The 14974-nt window shown below is 68.0% G+C and carries 13 protein-coding genes; 4 read left to right on the forward strand and 9 right to left on the reverse strand.

Annotated features, from left to right (window positions below):
• Positions 1–64: 64 nt before the first annotated feature.
• Positions 65–1273 carry a polysaccharide biosynthesis protein gene (locus ACQHIV_RS13450; protein WP_427894189.1) on the forward strand — a complete coding sequence of 403 codons (1209 nt, stop codon included), beginning with the start codon at positions 65–67 and terminating at the stop codon, positions 1271–1273.
• A gap of 1 nt (position 1274) precedes the next feature.
• Here the strand turns inward: ACQHIV_RS13450 and ACQHIV_RS13455 are convergent, their stop codons facing one another.
• Genes ACQHIV_RS13455 through ACQHIV_RS13465 form a run of 3 tightly spaced genes read right to left on the reverse strand, consistent with a single transcriptional unit; the run spans position 1275 to position 4901 of the window.
• A complete protein-coding gene (locus tag ACQHIV_RS13455; protein WP_427894191.1) occupies positions 1275–2249 on the reverse strand; it encodes an ABC transporter permease in 975 nt (324 codons plus the stop codon).
• A 4-nt stretch (positions 2250–2253) separates the two neighbouring features.
• Positions 2254–3150: a carbohydrate ABC transporter permease gene (locus tag ACQHIV_RS13460; protein WP_427894193.1), complete on the reverse strand. Its 897-nt coding sequence runs from the start codon at positions 3148–3150 to the stop codon at positions 2254–2256.
• A complete protein-coding gene (locus tag ACQHIV_RS13465; protein WP_427894195.1) occupies positions 3147–4901 on the reverse strand; it encodes an extracellular solute-binding protein in 1755 nt (584 codons plus the stop codon). Before ACQHIV_RS13465 ends, ACQHIV_RS13460 begins: the two co-directional genes overlap by 4 nt.
• A gap of 220 nt (positions 4902–5121) precedes the next feature.
• On the opposite strand from ACQHIV_RS13465, the gene ACQHIV_RS13470 reads away from it, so the two are divergent.
• Positions 5122–5598: an NUDIX hydrolase gene (locus tag ACQHIV_RS13470; protein ID WP_427894197.1), complete on the forward strand. Its 477-nt coding sequence runs from the start codon at positions 5122–5124 to the stop codon at positions 5596–5598.
• Here the strand turns inward: ACQHIV_RS13470 and polA are convergent.
• Positions 5595–8297: a DNA polymerase I gene (gene polA / locus ACQHIV_RS13475; RefSeq protein WP_427896478.1), complete on the reverse strand. Its 2703-nt coding sequence runs from the start codon at positions 8295–8297 to the stop codon at positions 5595–5597. The two genes, ACQHIV_RS13470 and polA, sit on opposite strands and share 4 nt — an antisense overlap.
• 68 nt (positions 8298–8365) lie before the next feature.
• Between polA and ACQHIV_RS13480 the strand changes: the two genes are divergently transcribed.
• Positions 8366–8785, forward strand: a complete 420-nt coding sequence (locus ACQHIV_RS13480; RefSeq protein ID WP_427894199.1) for a hotdog fold thioesterase — start codon at positions 8366–8368, stop codon at positions 8783–8785.
• On the opposite strand, the gene ACQHIV_RS13485 is transcribed toward ACQHIV_RS13480, so the two are convergent.
• On the reverse strand, positions 8748–9338 hold the full coding sequence (locus tag ACQHIV_RS13485; protein ID WP_427894200.1) for an N-acetyltransferase family protein: 591 nt from the start codon (positions 9336–9338) through the stop codon (positions 8748–8750). The genes ACQHIV_RS13480 and ACQHIV_RS13485 overlap by 38 nt on opposite strands.
• A 115-nt stretch (positions 9339–9453) precedes the next feature.
• On the opposite strand from ACQHIV_RS13485, the gene ACQHIV_RS13490 reads away from it, so the two are divergent.
• Complete coding sequence (locus ACQHIV_RS13490; protein WP_427894202.1) at positions 9454–10194, forward strand: DUF554 domain-containing protein; 741 nt, start codon at positions 9454–9456, stop codon at positions 10192–10194.
• Positions 10195–10210: 16 nt separating this feature from the next.
• On the opposite strand, the gene ACQHIV_RS13495 is transcribed toward ACQHIV_RS13490, so the two are convergent.
• Genes ACQHIV_RS13495 through ACQHIV_RS13510 form a run of 4 tightly spaced genes read right to left on the reverse strand, consistent with a single transcriptional unit; the run spans position 10211 to position 14923 of the window.
• Entirely contained in the window at positions 10211–10927 is a 717-nt protein-coding gene (locus tag ACQHIV_RS13495) for an ABC transporter ATP-binding protein (RefSeq protein ID WP_427894204.1), read from the reverse strand.
• Positions 10924–11898, reverse strand: coding sequence for an ABC transporter ATP-binding protein (locus tag ACQHIV_RS13500; RefSeq protein WP_427894205.1), 975 nt, complete (start codon positions 11896–11898; stop codon positions 10924–10926). The genes ACQHIV_RS13495 and ACQHIV_RS13500 overlap by 4 nt, the downstream gene beginning before the upstream one ends.
• The gene (locus ACQHIV_RS13505) at positions 11895–13610 is read right to left on the reverse strand and encodes a branched-chain amino acid ABC transporter permease (protein ID WP_427894207.1); all 1716 of its coding nucleotides are present in this window, start codon (positions 13608–13610) and stop codon (positions 11895–11897) included. Before ACQHIV_RS13505 ends, ACQHIV_RS13500 begins: the two co-directional genes overlap by 4 nt.
• Complete coding sequence (locus ACQHIV_RS13510) at positions 13607–14923, reverse strand: branched-chain amino acid ABC transporter permease (RefSeq protein WP_427894209.1); 1317 nt, start codon at positions 14921–14923, stop codon at positions 13607–13609. The genes ACQHIV_RS13505 and ACQHIV_RS13510 overlap by 4 nt, the downstream gene beginning before the upstream one ends.
• Between the last annotated feature and the right edge of the window lie 51 nt (positions 14924–14974).

The raw sequence follows: 14974 nt of genomic DNA on the forward strand, positions 1-14974 counted from the left end.
GCAGTGGCATCGTTGCCGTACCGTGAGGTCCGGCAAATCTCACATCGGATCCGAGGCAGCACGCATGACTTCTGGCACCACCCCGGCGCCGCAACCGCAGGCTCCCCGTAAGAGCTTCCTGCGCAGTGCGACGGTCGTCGCGGTCGCCATGGCGATCATGAACGTGGCGGCGTACGGCTTCACGCTGATCGGGTCCCGGCGGCTCGAGCAGGACCAGTTCGCGCTCGGCCTGCAGGCGACCGCCGCCCGGCAGCTCGCGACCCACTCCGGTGACGGCGCGGCGACGCTGGCCGACGCGATCCTGCGGGCGGGTCGCCGGTCGGCCGCCGGCCTGACCGTGCTCTGCCTGGTGCTGACGCCGGTGTTCATGTGGCTGCTGCACGTCGACTCGGTCGTCGCGATCCTGCTGCTCGCACCGACGCTCGGCGGCCTCACGCTGATGGGTTCGCAGCTCGGCATCCTCCAGGGCAGCCACCGCTGGACCGAGCTCGCCGCCGTCTACACCTCGGCGGGCATCGGCCGGCTGGTGCTCGGCGGCGGCGCGCTGTTCGTGCACCCGTCGCTCGACTGGGCGATGGCCGGTCTCGCCATCGGTGCCGCCGTACCCGCGGTCCTCGGGCAGTTCTTCCTGCGCCGGTCGACCGGCGCGACCGGCGAGCAGGTCAAGGAGGTACTGCGGGAGACCGTCCACGGCACCCACACCCTGCTCGCGTTCTTCGCGCTCGCGAACGCCGACATCCTGTTCGCCCGCGGACTGCTCGACACGAAGGACAGCGGGTACTACGCGGCCGGGCTGATCATCGCGAAGGCCTGCCTGTTCCTCCCGCAGTTCGTGATCGTGCTGGTGTTCCCGTCGCTCGCGAACTCCCCCGGCGACACGGTCCGGCTCCGGCGGGCGATCTTCGCGGTCGCCGGCCTCGGCGCGTGCGCGGTCGCCGGCACGCTGATCCTGCCCGGGATCGTGGTCGAGGTGATCGGCGGCAAGGAGAAGTACGCCCCGCTCGGCCCGTACACCTGGCTGTTCGCCGTCGCCGGTTCCGCGTACGCCGTACTCCAGCTCGTCGTGTACGCCGCGATCGCGCAGCAGGAGAAGCGCGCCGCGCTGGCGATCTGGCTCGGGCTCGTCGTCCTCGCGGTGGCCGCCGGCACCGTGCTCGGCACCGGCACCGCCACCGGCCTGACCGGGGTGAAGGTGCTGGCCGGCATGACCAGCACCTGCGCGCTCCTCCTGTCCGGCGCACTCGCCACCGGACTGCACCGGCAATCCAGCTAGCTCACCAAAGGCTGCTCCGCGCGAACCGGCGGGCGAAGGTGTTCGCCAGCACCAGCAGCACGAGACCGATCACCGACCGGAACAGCCCGATCGCGGTCGCGTAGCTGAACTGCGGCACCGCCGACGCCAGACCGATCTTGTAGACGTAGGTGTCGATCACCTCGGCCACGTCCAGGTTCAGGTTGTTCTGCATCAGCAGCACCTTCTCGAACCCGACCGACAGGATCCGGCCGATGTCGAGGATCAGCAGGATCACCGCGACCGGCACGATCGCCGGCAGGTCGATGTGCCACATCCGCCGCAGCCGGGACGCGCCGTCCACGATCGCCGCCTCGTGCAGCTCCGGCGGAACGCTGGTCAGCGCCGCGAGGTAGATGATCGCCGAGAAGCCCATCGTCTGCCACGCCCCGGACCACACGTACAGGTGCCGGAACAGCCCCGAATCGCCCATCAGGTCGACCGGTCCGAACCCGAACAGCCCGAGCAGCTGGTTCGTCACGCCGGTGTTCGGGTTGGTCAGCACGACCAGCAGACCGACCACGACCACGGTCGAGATGAAGTGCGGCGCGTACGTGATCAGCTGCGCCGCCCGGCTGAACCATTTCCTCCGGACCGCGTTCAGGCAGAGCGCGAGGACGATCGGCAACGGGAACGTCGCGACCAGCTCGTACACGTGCAGGAACACCGTGTTCCGGATCAGCCGCCAGAACTGGTACGACTCCACGAACCGCTCGAAGTACTTGAGCCCGACCCACGGGCTGCCCCAGATCCCGGACACCACGTTGTATTCCTTGAACGCGATGATCACGCCGTACATCGGCCAGTAGGCGAAGACCGCGAGCCAGATCAGCGGTACGGCGAGCATCGCGTACAGCTGCCAGTTCCGCCGGATCCGCAGCCCAAGTCCGACCGACGACTTCGCGGCCCGTTCCCGCTTGTGGGTGGCCGCCGCTCGTTCGGCATTCAGCGTCGTCATGCGCTCATCCCTTCAGGGAGCCGATCATGGCCCCCTTGACGAAATGCTTCTGGACGAACGGGTAGACCAGCAGCGGCGGGATCATCCCGATCACGATCAGCGAGTACTTCAGCTGCTGCTGCAGTTCCTTCAGCTGGATCAGCTTGCTGGTGTCCGGCATCTGCGACGGGTCGATCTTCGACTGGATCAGGATCTGCCGGAGGATCACCTGCAGCGGGAACAGGTGCTCGTTGGTGAGGTAGATCAGCGCGTTGAAGAACGAGTTCCACTGTCCGACCGCGTAGAACAGCAGGTTCACCGCGATGATCGGCTTGCTCAGCGGCAGCACGATCCGCCAGAAGAACCCGAAGTCGCTGCAGCCGTCGACCTTGCCGGCCTCCACCAGCTCCTCGGGGATCGTCACCATGAAGTACGTCCGGGTGATGATCACGTTCCAGACCGCGAGCGCGGCCGGCAGGATCATCGCCCACCGGGTGTTCAGCAGCCCGAGCTTGTCGACCACCAGGTACGTCGGGATCAGCCCGCCGCTGAACATCATCGTGAACACGAACGCCGCCATGATCAGGCCCTTGCCCGGCAGGCCCTTCCTGGACAGCGGGTACGCCGCGAGCAGCGTGAGGACCGTCGCCACCACGGCCCCGACGACCGCGTAGTACACGGAGTTGCCGAAGCCGCTGACGATGGACTTGTAGTCGAAGACCGCCTTGTACGCGTCCAGCGTGAAGCCGACCGGCCACAGCCACACCTCGCCCGCGGCGACCCTCTTGGTGTTGCTGACCGACGCGCTGACGACGTAGACGAGCGGGTAGAGGACGGCGACACAGAACAGCCCCAGCGCCGTGTAGATGCAGGCCGAGACGATCTTGTCCGAACGGGTGTCCTGGGTAGCGGTAGCGCTCATGAGTTGTACGTCTCGTAGGCGGCCTGCTGCAGGTCGAGGTACGGCTTCACGCCGATCTTCGCGACCCGGTCCTTGTAGTCGTTCCACGCACCGTCGTCGTTCGGGTCGAGCTGGCCGGTGACGAACCGGGCCATCGACTGCGACACCTCGTTCTTCAGGTTGGTCTTCAGCTCGGCCTCCTGCGCGGCCTGGTCCTGGTCGAGCGTCACCGGCGGGAACTGCATCTCCTGCGGCTGCTTGTACGGGAAGTAGCTCTCGACGGTCTGCTGGTACAGCGGCTGCTCGAACGTCAGGTCCTTCGGGTTCACCTTCTCGCCGAGCCGGAAGTCCTGGGACCGGTACATCGCGTTGTCCTGGCTCCAGCTCAGGTTCTTGCCGGTGTTCCAGGTCGCGTCGAACCCGTAGATCGCCTGCTTGCCGTTGATCCCCAGCTCGCCCTTCTTCGCCCACGCGAACTTCGGGCCGCCGTAGCCGCGCAGGATCGCCTCCAGCTCCATCTGGGCGTCCGCCCACATCACCATCAGCTCGGGCTTCGGGCACTTCTTCGTGATCACGAGCTTGGCCACGTCGACGCCGACACCCAGGTAGTTCCAGGCGGCGTACCGGACCTTGTTCGGGCCCTCGAGCGGCGGGATCGCCTGGTACTTGCGCCAGCGCGCGTTCGGGTCCTTCTGGTCGATGTCGACGAAGCCGCCCCAGTAGTACGACCGCGCGCCGCCGATGATCGGTTTGCCCGGGGAGTTCCCGTAGCGGTCCATCTGGTCCTGGTCGGCGGTGAACACGTCCTTGTTGATCAGGCCCTCGGCGTACAGGCCGTGCAGGTACTTGAGGCCCTCGCGCCACTCGTCCTTGTCGAACGTGACGTCGGCCTTGCCGTCGTTGACGACCAGCCACGGGTCACCGGGGTTGTAGAGGAACGCGTTCATGAAGTACGAGTCGAGCGCCGCGTCCTTGTACCCGGCGAACGGGATCGTCTTGCCGTTGCCGCCGAGGTCGGCCTTCTTGAACGCGCGCAGGACCTCGCGGAACTCGTCGGTGGTCTTCGGGACGTCCAGGCCGACCTGCTGCAGCCAGTCGGTGTTCAGGAACGTCCGGCCGTTGCTGGCCCGGCAGTGGTAGCAGTCGTTGATGCTCGGGAACGAGTAGATCTTCTTGTCCGGCGCCTGCACCAGCTTGCGGGTGTCCGGGTAGTCCTTCATCGCCTGCTGCAGGTTCAGCGCGTACGCGCCGATGTGCTGGCCGACGTCGGTGAACAGGCCCTGCTGGCCGTACAGGAACAGCTGCGAGCGGGTGAACTTCACGCCCATGAACGCGTCCGGGATGTCGCCGGCCGCGATCATCGCGTTCACCTTGGTCATGATGTCGTCGTCGGTCCCGCCGATCTGGTTCCACTCGATGTGGACGTTCGTCTTCTGCTCGAGCCACTTGGTGAAGGCGTTGGTCTTCCAGTCCCCGATCGTCACGTCCTGCGGTACGACGATCTTGAACGTCACCTTCTCGCTGGTCAGCGGCTTCAGCGCGCGGGCCACCGGGCCGACGTACCCCTCCGGGTACTGCACCGTGGCGAGCTTCGGGCCGAGCGTGACGCTCGGGACGACGTCACCCGCGCCGCCCGCGGCCGCGCTGCCGGCGGTGCCACCGCCGCTGCAGGCGCTGAGCAGGCCGCCGGCGGCCGTCGCCGCGGTGAGTCCGAGGGCGCCGGACAGCAGGGACCGGCGGCTGACTCCCGGGCGGGCGTGATCGTTCGACATGGTTCCTCCAAGGCGGCTGGGTCGGAACAAAAGACGAAATATCCAATAGGATCTCGGATCTTGCCCGGGAGAATGACATAGAAAGTGAGTTGACGGAAGAGGTCGCCGAGCACTGCCCGGGATCAGCCGGTCACTGTCAGCATCTTGCGGGTAAGCGTTTACTGCTTACCGTCCGGCACCCATATTTCTTGCGTCAATGAACCGGTTTAGGGTCGGGGCCATGCCGACACCGAAGTTCATCCTCGACCTGCGCGAGAAGATCGGGCACGACCTGCTCTGGCTGACCGGGCTGAGCGCGGTGGTGCTCAACGACGACCGCGAGGTGCTGCTGGTCCAGCGCGCCGACAACGGCCGCTGGAGCCTGATCGGCGGAATCCTGGAGCCGGGCGAGGAGCCCGCGGTCGCGGTCGTCCGCGAGATCCAGGAGGAGACCGCGGTCGAGGCGAAGGTCGACCGCCTGCTCAGCATCGAGGCCACTCCCCCGGCCGCCTACCCGAACGGCGACCGGGTCCAGTTCCTCGACCTCTGCTTCAGCTGCCGCCCGCTGGGCGGCCAGGCGCGGGTCAACGACGACGAGTCCACCGCCGTCGCCTGGTGGCCGCTCGACGCTCTCCCCGCCGAGCTCACCACCCGCGAACACCTCTGCATCCAGCGAGCCCTCTCCCCTACGGACCAGCCGGTGTACTTCACCTCTTAGTGGGCGGCCTCGTGCCAGGTGCGGCCGATGCCCACTGAGACGTCGAGAGGGACGGCCATGTCGACGGCGTGGCCCATGTCGTGGCGGACCAGTTCTTCGAGCGCGTCGCGTTCGCCGGGGGCGATCTCGAAGACCAGTTCGTCGTGGACCTGGAGGAGCATCCGGGACTTGAGGCCCGAGGAGCGCAGGGACGCGTCGACCTTGAGCATCGCCATCTTGATGACGTCCGCGGCCGAGCCCTGGATCGGGGCGTTCAGCGCCATCCGCTCGGCCATCTCGCGGCGCTGGCGGTTGTCGCTGGTCAGGTCCGGCAGGTAGCGCCGGCGGCCCAGGATGGTCTCGGTGTATCCGGTCTTGCCGGCGTCGATCACGATCGAGCGCAGGTAGTCCCGGACGCCGCCGAAGCCCTCGAAGTACTCGTCCATCAGGCCCTTGGCCTCGTCCACGCCGATCTTCAGCTGCTGACTCAGTCCGTACGCCGACAACCCGTACGCGAGGCCGTAGTTCATCGCCTTGATCTTCGCCCGCTGCTCCTGGGTGACGTCACCGGGCTCGACCGAGAACACCCGGGACGCGGTCACCGAGTGGAAGTCCATCCCGGAGTTGAACGCGTCGATCAGGCCCTGGTCTTGCGACACGTGCGCCATGATCCGCATCTCGATCTGGCTGTAGTCCGCCGACATCAGCGACTCGTTGCCCTCGCCGACCACGAACGCCTGCCGGATCCGGCGGCCCTCCTCGGTCCGGATCGGGATGTTCTGCAGGTTCGGCTCGGTGGAGCTCAGCCGGCCGGTCGCCGCGATGGTCTGGTTGAACGTCGTGTGGATCCGGCCGTCGCGCGGGCTGATCGTCTTCAGCAGGCCCTCGACCGTCTGCCGCAGCCGGGTCGCGTCCCGGTGCGCCAGCAGGTACGCCAGGAACGGGTGCTCGGTCTTCTCGAACAGCGCCTGCAACGAGTCCGCGTCCGTGGTGTACCCGGTCTTGGTGCGCTTGGTCTTCGGCATCTGCAGCTCGTCGAACAGCACCACCTGCAGCTGCTTCGGCGACCCGAGGTTGATCTCCTTGCCGATCACCTCGTACGCCGACGTCGCCGCCTCCCGCACTCCGGTCGCGAACCGCTCCTCGAGCTGCTCCAGGTACGGCCGGTCGACCGCGATCCCGTCCCGCTCCATCGCCGCGATCACCTGGATCAGCGGCAGCTCGACGTCCGCGAGCAGCGCCGTACCGGCCTGCTTCTCGAGCTCGGCGTCCAGCGTGTCGGCGAGGTCCGCGATCGCCCGGGCACGCAGCATCGTGTGGTCCGCGGCCGGGCCGCCCTCGACGTCGTCGAAGCTCAGCTGCCCGTTGTCGGCCTCCTCGTTGCGCAGCTCGCGCTTCAGGTACCGCACGGTCAGGTCGGCGAGGTCGTACGCGCGCTGGTCCGGGCGGACGAGGTACGCGCTCAGCTGGGTGTCGGAGCTCAGCCCGCCGAGCGTCCAGCCCCGCTCGAGGAACCCGAGCAGCGGTCCGTTCACGTCGTGCAGCGCCTTCGGCAGCGCCGGGTCCGCGAGCCAGGCCTTCCAGGCCTCCTCGTCGTCCGCGGTCAGCGCCTCCGGGTCGAACCAGGCCGCCGCGCCGGTGGTGTTCGCCAGCGCGAGCCCGGTGATCTGCCCGGTCCCGCCGCCCCAGCTGCCCTGCACCGCGACGCCGACCCGGTCGCCGCCGCTGACGTGCTCCTTCAGCCAGGCCGCCAGCTCGCCCGGCTTCAGCTGCACACCGTCCAGGTCGAAACCGTGGTCGACGGTCGCGTCGACCTCCTCGTGCTCGGCCACCAGCCGCTCGCGCAGCACCCGGAACTCCAGGCTGTCGAACAGCGTGTGCACCTTGTCCCGGTCCCAGGCGACCCGGGCCAGGTCGTCGACCGACACGTCGAGGGTCAGGTCGCGGACCAGCTCGTTGATCTGCCGGTTCCGGATCACGTCGGCGAGGTGCTCGCGCAGCGACTCGCCGGCCTTGCCCTTGATCTCGTTCACCCGGTCGATCAGGTCGTTCAGCGAGCCGAACTGGTTCAGCCACTTCGCGGCCGTCTTCGGGCCGACGCCCGGCACGCCGGGCAGGTTGTCGCTCTGCTCGCCCACCAGCGCCGCGAGGTCGGAGTACATCCGGGGGCCGACGCCGTACTTCTCCTCGATCGCGGCCGGGTCCATCCGGGCGATCTCGGAGACGCCGCGCTTCGGGTACAGCACGGTGATGTTCTCGTTGATCAGCTGGAACGCGTCCCGGTCGCCGCTGCTGATCAGCACCTCGAAACCCTGCTCGTCGGCCTGGGTCGCGAGCGTGGCGAGGATGTCGTCGGCCTCCCAGCCGTCGACCTCGGTGGTCGGGATCCGGAGCGCCTCCAGCACCTCCTTGACCAGCGAGATCTGGCCGCTGAACTCGTCCGGCGACTTCGACCGGCCGGCCTTGTACTCCGCGTACTGCTCGGTGCGGAAGGTCTTCCGGGACACGTCGAACGCGACGCAGATGTGGGTGGGCTGCTCGTCGCGGAGCATGTTGATCAGCATCGAGGTGAACCCGTACACCGCGTTGGTGTGCTGACCGGTGGTGGTGGAGAAGTTCTCCACCGGGAGCGCGTAGAACGCCCGGTACGCCAGCGAGTGCCCGTCCAGCAGCAAGATCCGCGGTCGCCCGGTGCCCGGGGTCGCGGGGTCCTTGGTCATGGTGTTCGTTTCTGGAGCCACACACCGACTCTAGTGGGTCCCACGGACAGTTCTGACACACTGCTGCAGTGACAGATGAATCGAACCTCGGACCGGGCATGAGCATGGAGGGCACGCTCCTCCAGACGATGGGAATCGTTGTCAGCGAGGCGACGCCCGACCGGGTGGTCGCCACGATGCCGGTCAAGGGCAACACGCAGCCGTACGGCCTGCTGCACGGCGGCGCGTCCTGCGTGCTCGCCGAGAGCCTCGGCTCGATCGGCTCGGCGCTGCACGCGGCGACGTACGGGAAGGTCGCGGTCGGCGTCGACATCAACGCCACCCACCACCGCGCGGTCCGCGACGGTGTCGTCACCGGCGTGGCGACGCCCGTCTACCTCGGCCGTACGACGACGTCGTACGAGGTGGTCATCACCGACGACCGGGACAAGCGGGTGTGTACGGCGCGGATCACTTGCCAGCTGATTCAGGCTCCACCCGGGAGCTGACCGCGCGGCGGGCGAACGCCGACCGCCGGGAGGAGAGCAGGGCGAGCAGGTTCGGGGCGTGCTCGGCGGCGAGCCGGCGGCGGACGGTCAAGGTGTTCGCGAACCGCAGTACGCCGGCCTGACCGAGACCGAGGCGGGCCAGGAACCGGTTCGCCTCGCGGGCGATCGCGGGCGCGACCACGGCCAGGTGCGCGCAGCTCTCGTACTCCGCCCACGCGACCGCCTCGGCGATCAGCGCCTTGCCGAGGCCGTGCCGGCGGGCCGCGTCGGTGACGTGCAGGTACTCGACGGTGACCGTGGTGTCGTCGTGCAGCGGGCTGATCGCGGTCCGGCGCAGGTACGCCATCCCGTGCACCTCGCCGTCCAGCTCGACCACCAGCAGCCGGCCGTCCGGGTCGTCGAGATGTTTGCCGACAGCAACCTCCGCGGCGGCGACCGACGGCGGCGCGGGCAACCGGGACGGCAGCCCGGCGGCGGTGCTGAGCTCGCGCCACAGCGTGACCAGGGCGTCCGCGTCCCCCGGCTGCGCGTCCCTCACCTCGACGGCTGCCACCACAGCGACCTCCCGGTCCGGTCCACCCCCGAGGTGAACAGACGGGCCGATACGCTCGTCTTCGCGCAACAGTAGGCCCTCGGGGGTCACCTGCAAAGTCGAGTTGGAGACCAGTTTGTTCATCGGAATCGGGACCGCCGTGAACGTCGCGACGGTGCTCGTCGGTTCGGTACTCGGCGTGCTCGTCGGCCACCGGCTCAGTCACCGGACCAGGGAACTGGTCACCGACGCGATCGGCCTGGTCACGCTGCTGATCGCGATCTCCTCGGCACTCACCGTCGGCGACAAGGCACTCAGCGACGCGGTCGGCAGCAGCGCCCCGGTGCTGATCGTGCTCGGCGCGATGCTGATCGGCGGCATCGCCGGCTCGCTGCTGCGGATCGAGCAGCGGCTGGAGGGCTTCGGCGCCTGGATGCAGCACCGGTTCGACCGCGGCGAGGGCGAGGGCAAGTTCGTCGAAGGGTTCGTGTCCGCGTCGATGGTGTTCTGCGTCGGCCCGCTGACGTTCCTCGGCGCGCTGTCCGACGGCCTCGGCCGTGGCGCGGACCAGCTGTTCCTGAAGGCGGTCCTCGACGGCTTCACCAGCATCGCCTTCGCGGCGTCCTTCGGCTGGGGCGTCGCTGCCTCCGCACTCGTCGTACTCGTGGTGCAGGGATCGATGACGGCAGTGGGAGCGGTACTGGGCGACGTACTGCCTGACGCACATGTCACCGCGCTCGGCGCCACCGGCGGCGTGATGCTCATCGGGGTGGCGCTCAGACTCCTGAAACTCAAGCAGGTAGCTGTCGCAGACCTGCTGCCCGCTCTGATCGTCGCGCCGCTGCTGGTCCAGTTGCTCGTCGTGATCCGCAACTGAACCAGCAGCGACAGCGTCAGTCCTCGCCCAGATAGGCCTTCCGGACCGAGTCGTTCACCAGCAGGTCGCGACCGGTGCCGGACAGCACGATCTTCCCGACCTCGAGCACGTACCCGAAGTCGGCGCGCTTCAGCGCCGCCTGGGCGTTCTGCTCGACCAGCAGGATCGTCGTACCCTGCTTCTGCAGCTCCGTCACGGTGGACATGATCCGCTTCATCATCAGCGGCGACAGGCCCATCGACGGCTCGTCCAGCATCAGCAGCTTCGGCCGGCTCATCATCGCCCGGCCCATCGCCAGCATCTGCTGCTCACCGCCCGAGAACGTCCCGGCCGGCTGCTTGCGCCGCTCCCCCAGGATCGGGAACAGGTCGTACGCCGCCTGCAGATCGGTGCGCACCCCCGCCGGATCCTTGCGGGAGAACGCGCCCAGCATCAGGTTCTCCTCGACCGAGAGCCGCGGGAAGATCCGCCGCCCCTCGGGCGAGTGCGCCAGACCGCGGGTGACGATGTCGTGCGCCGCCACGTGGTCGATCCGCTCGCCCTGGAACCAGACCTCGCCGGACGTCGGCCGGAGCAGGCCCGAGATCGTCTTCAGCGTGGTGGTCTTGCCGGCGCCGTTGGTGCCGATCAGCGACACCACCTGCCCCTGCTCCACGCTGAAGCTGATCTTCTTCACCGCGACGATCTTGCCGTAGGCAACTTCCAGGTCCTTGACCTCGAGCATGGCGGTCATGCCTGCTCCTTCCCTGGTACGTCGTCCTGCGGCCGGTCGTCCTCGTCGTCCTCGCCGGTGCCGATGTAGGCCTCGATCACCCGCGGGTCGGACTGCACCTCGTCGGGCGAGCCCTCGATCAGGGCCTGGCCCTGGACCAGACAGAGCACCCGGTCGCAGAGGTTGAAGATGAACCGCATGTCGTGCTCGATCACCACCACCGCGAGGCCGGCGTCCCGGATCTTGAAGATCAGGTCGCTGGCCTGCCGGGTCTCCTGCGGGTTCATACCGGCCGTCGGCTCGTCCAGCAGGATGAGCTTCGGGTCGGTGGCCAGCGCCCGGGCGATCTCGAGCCGGCGCTGGTCGCCGTACGGCATGTTCCGGGCCAGGTGCTCGGAAGACTTGCCCAGACCGACGAAGTCCAGCAGCTCCTGGGCCCGCAGCCGGGTGGCCGCCTCCTCGTGCCGGAACTTCGGCCCGTGGATCACCGACGTGAACGCGCCCGCGCTGGTCCGGCAGTACCGGCCGACCATCACGTTCTCCAGCGCGGTCATGTTCGCGAACAGCCGGATGTTCTGGAACGTCCGCGCCATCCCGGCCCGGACCACGGCCCGCGGCTTCGGTGGCAACGGCGCCAGTTCGCCCGGCTCGGGCGGCGTCAGCCCCGGGTTCTCCTGCAGCAGCGGCGTGTCCTTCATCCCGCCGCCGCGCCTCCGCTGCGGCAGGAAGAACATCGGCGCCCGCTTCCGCGCCGGCGAGCCGGCGAACCGGACCTGGCCGCTGGTCGGCTTGTAGAGGCCGGTCAGGCAGTTGAAGAACGTCGTCTTGCCGGCACCGTTCGGGCCGATCAGACCGACGATCTCGCCCTGCCGGACGCTCAGGCTGACGTCGTTCACGGCCAGCAGACCGCCGAACCGCATCGTCACACCGGTTGCCTCGAGCACCGTTTCGCCGGTCGCCGCCGGCCGGTCCACGTCCTGCACGGTGGTCATTTCGCCTCCCCGGTGACGAGTTGTTCTTCTTCGACCACGTCGGCCAGTTCCTCGTCCTCCTCGTGGAACTCCAACTGCCTTCGTCTGCTCGCGACCAGCCCCTCGGGCCGGAACCGCATCATCAGCACCAGCAGCGCACCGAACATCAGCAGCCGGTACTCGGAGAAGAACCGCAGCTTCTCCGGCAGCAGCTTCAGGATCGTCGCACCCAGCAACACGCCGGCGATCGTGCCCATACCGCCCAGCACGATCGCGGCCAGCAGGAACGCCGACTCGATGAACTGGTACTGGTCCGGGCTGACCGCGGCGTCCTGGTGGGCCTTGATGGTGCCGGCCAGACCGGCCAGGAAGGCCCCGACCGCGAACGCGAGCAGCTTCAGCCCGAAGACGTTCACGCCCATCGCCTCGGCGGCCTTCTCGTCCTCCCGGATCGCCACCCAGCCGCGGCCGATCCGGCTGTTGTTCAACCGGGCGAAGACCAGGATCACGAACCCGATCAGCACCAGCAACAGGAAGTAGTAGTTCGAGAACCGGCCCAGGTCGATCGGGCCCAAGGTGTGGCTGTCGCCGAAGTTGAAGCCGCCGATCTTCAGGTCCGGGATACCTGGTACGCCGTTCGGGCCGTTGGTCAGGTTCGGGCCGTTGTTGCCGTCCAGGTTGCCCATCGTGAACCGGAAGATCTCACCGAAGCCGAGCGTGACGATCGCCAGGTAGTCGCCGGAGACCCGCAGCGTCGGCGTACCGATGATGAGTCCCAGGATCATCGAGACACAGGCACCGAGCAGCACCACGACCAGGAACGGCGGCTTCCAGTGCACCGTCGCGAACGCCGACTGCGACAGCACCGCCGCCGTGTACGAACCGGCGCCGAGGAACGCGATGTACCCGAGGTCCAGCAGGCCGGCCAGGCCGACCACGATGTTCAGGCCCATCGCGGTGGCGCTGAAGATCAGCACCTGGTTCGCGATCGACATGTTCGCGTCCGACCCGTTCTGGGTGAACGGGAACAGGAACGCGACCACGAACGCGGCCAGCGTCAGCACCCGCTTGCGGCGCTGGGCGACGTGACCGATCCACGACAGCGCACCGCTGCGGAACAACGCCGTGGCGACCACGGCGATGAACACCAGGCAGAGGATGAACGACCAGGCGTCCTGCAGGCCGAGCGCGTACGCCGCGGCGTACAGGATCGAGCCCATCAGCACCGCGATCGCCAGGATCTCGAACCAGCCCGGCAGCCGGGCCTCGCTCATGTCCCGGAGTTGCCGCAACGGCAGCATCCAGGCCGCGGCCGCGAGCAGCAGCGCGCCGAGGAGCGACACGTACCCGCCCGGGTTCACGTTGATGAAACCGGCCGACTCGGTACCGATCGCGATCACGATCAGCACCATGTACAGAGCCAGACCGGTGCCGAGCATCCGCAACCCGAGGGTCGCGTCCAGCCAGGTGCCCAGCTTGGTCAGCGGGCCCTTCTCGGCCAGCAGCAGGACGAGCGACAGCACCGCGCCCAGGATCGCGAGGATCTGCAGGCCGCCCGGATTGAAGTTGAGCGACAGGTCGTTCAGGATCTGGCTGTCGTAGCTCCAGGACAGGAACGACCCGACAACCAGCAGCGCCACGCCGGCGATGCCCAGCGGCCACGCGATCGGCTTGCCCGGCTTCGAGACCGCGGCCCCGATCTCCTTGTCCTCAGGTGTCTTCACGTCGGTCATGCCCGGTCCACCACCCTCGCGCCGAGCAGGCCCTGCGGCCTGAACACCAGAACCAGAATCAGGATCACGAACGCCCAGACGTCCTTCCAGGTGCTACCGCCGAACTGGCCCGGGATGTACTGCGTGGCCATCGCCTCGACCACACCGAGTACGAGACCGCCGACAACCGCGCCGTACACGTTGCCGATACCGCCCAGAACCGCGGCGGTGAACGCCTTCAGGCCGGCCAGGAAGCCCATCCGGAAGTCGATGTTGTTGTTCTGCAGACCCTGCGAGACACCCGCGATCGCGGCGAGCACCGCGCCGAGGGCGAACGCGACCACGATGATCCGGTCCACGTTGATACCCATCAGCCGGGCCGTGTCCGGGTCCTGCGACACGGCCTGCATACCGCGGCCGAGCCGGGTCCGGTTGATGAAGAACCACAGCAGTACGGCGCAGACCGCGAGCGCCGCGACCGTGAAGATCGCCGACCGCTGGATCGTCACACCGCCGACCTGCAGCGCCTTGCCGGTCACCACGTCGAGCTGCGGGAACGGGATCCGCGCCTTCGCACTCGGCCACTCGACCTTCCGGAGCACCGTCTTGAACAGCACCCAGCCGGCCTCCGCGACGACCGCTGCCGCGGCGGCGCTCGCGGCCAGCGTCCGAACGTCGATGTGCACCTGCGCACGCTGCTTCGTGGCCAGGCCGAGGAGCACACCCACGCCGGTACCGACGATCGCACCGCCGACAATCGCCACCACGACATACAGCGCCGAGAGGTCCGTGCTGATCAGCAGGACTACGCCCCACAGCAGCACCGCACCGGCGCCCGCACCGATCAGCGGGGCCCGGTCGTACCACTTGGTGACCGGGTGGTTCAGATTCGCTCCGCTCTGCCGGACGCCGACGACATAGCCGACCCCGATCGCGAGCCCGGCGAACACCACCACGGTCCAGGCCGGGAGTTCGTAGAACAGCCGGATGAACTCCTGCAGGAACACGGAGATGCCGATCGCCGTGATCAGCGGTGCCAGACGTGGCGCGTTCCGCAGGGGACGGTACGCGATACGTTCCATCAGCACCGCGGTACTGACCGACGCGATCATCGCGCCGACGATCATCACCGGCAGGATCCACACGCTGGTCTGACCGTTGAAGAACAACAGGTACGTCGTCAGCGCGCCGAACGCGCCGATCATGAACACCTCGCCGTGAGCGAAGTTGATGAGCTGCACGATGCCGTACACGACGGTGTATCCGACCGCGATCAAGGCGTACAGCGAGCCCAAGGTCAACCCGTTGACGAGCTGCTGGAAGAACTGGTCCACGTCGACCTCCCATCTGCCTCGGTTGTGACATGCCAGGGGGGTGGGAGGATC

The sequence above is a fragment of the Kribbella polygonati genome (assembly GCF_050320105.1).
Lineage (GTDB): Bacteria > Actinomycetota > Actinomycetes > Propionibacteriales > Kribbellaceae > Kribbella.

Bases quoted from the DNA above. Each gene is read 5' to 3' on its own strand.
- ACQHIV_RS13450 (WP_427894189.1), top strand. From the start codon at position 65: ATGACTTCTGGCACCACCCCGGCGCCGCAACCGCAGGCTCCCCGTAAG.
- ACQHIV_RS13455 (WP_427894191.1), bottom strand. From the start codon at position 2,249: ATGACGACGCTGAATGCCGAACGAGCGGCGGCCACCCACAAGCGGGAA.
- ACQHIV_RS13460 (WP_427894193.1), bottom strand. From the start codon at position 3,150: ATGAGCGCTACCGCTACCCAGGACACCCGTTCGGACAAGATCGTCTCG.
- ACQHIV_RS13465 (WP_427894195.1), bottom strand. From the start codon at position 4,901: ATGTCGAACGATCACGCCCGCCCGGGAGTCAGCCGCCGGTCCCTGCTG.
- ACQHIV_RS13470 (WP_427894197.1), top strand. From the start codon at position 5,122: ATGCCGACACCGAAGTTCATCCTCGACCTGCGCGAGAAGATCGGGCAC.
- polA (WP_427896478.1), bottom strand. From the start codon at position 8,297: ATGACCAAGGACCCCGCGACCCCGGGCACCGGGCGACCGCGGATCTTG.
- ACQHIV_RS13495 (WP_427894204.1), bottom strand. From the start codon at position 10,927: ATGACCGCCATGCTCGAGGTCAAGGACCTGGAAGTTGCCTACGGCAAG.
- ACQHIV_RS13500 (WP_427894205.1), bottom strand. From the start codon at position 11,898: ATGACCACCGTGCAGGACGTGGACCGGCCGGCGGCGACCGGCGAAACG.
- ACQHIV_RS13505 (WP_427894207.1), bottom strand. From the start codon at position 13,610: ATGACCGACGTGAAGACACCTGAGGACAAGGAGATCGGGGCCGCGGTC.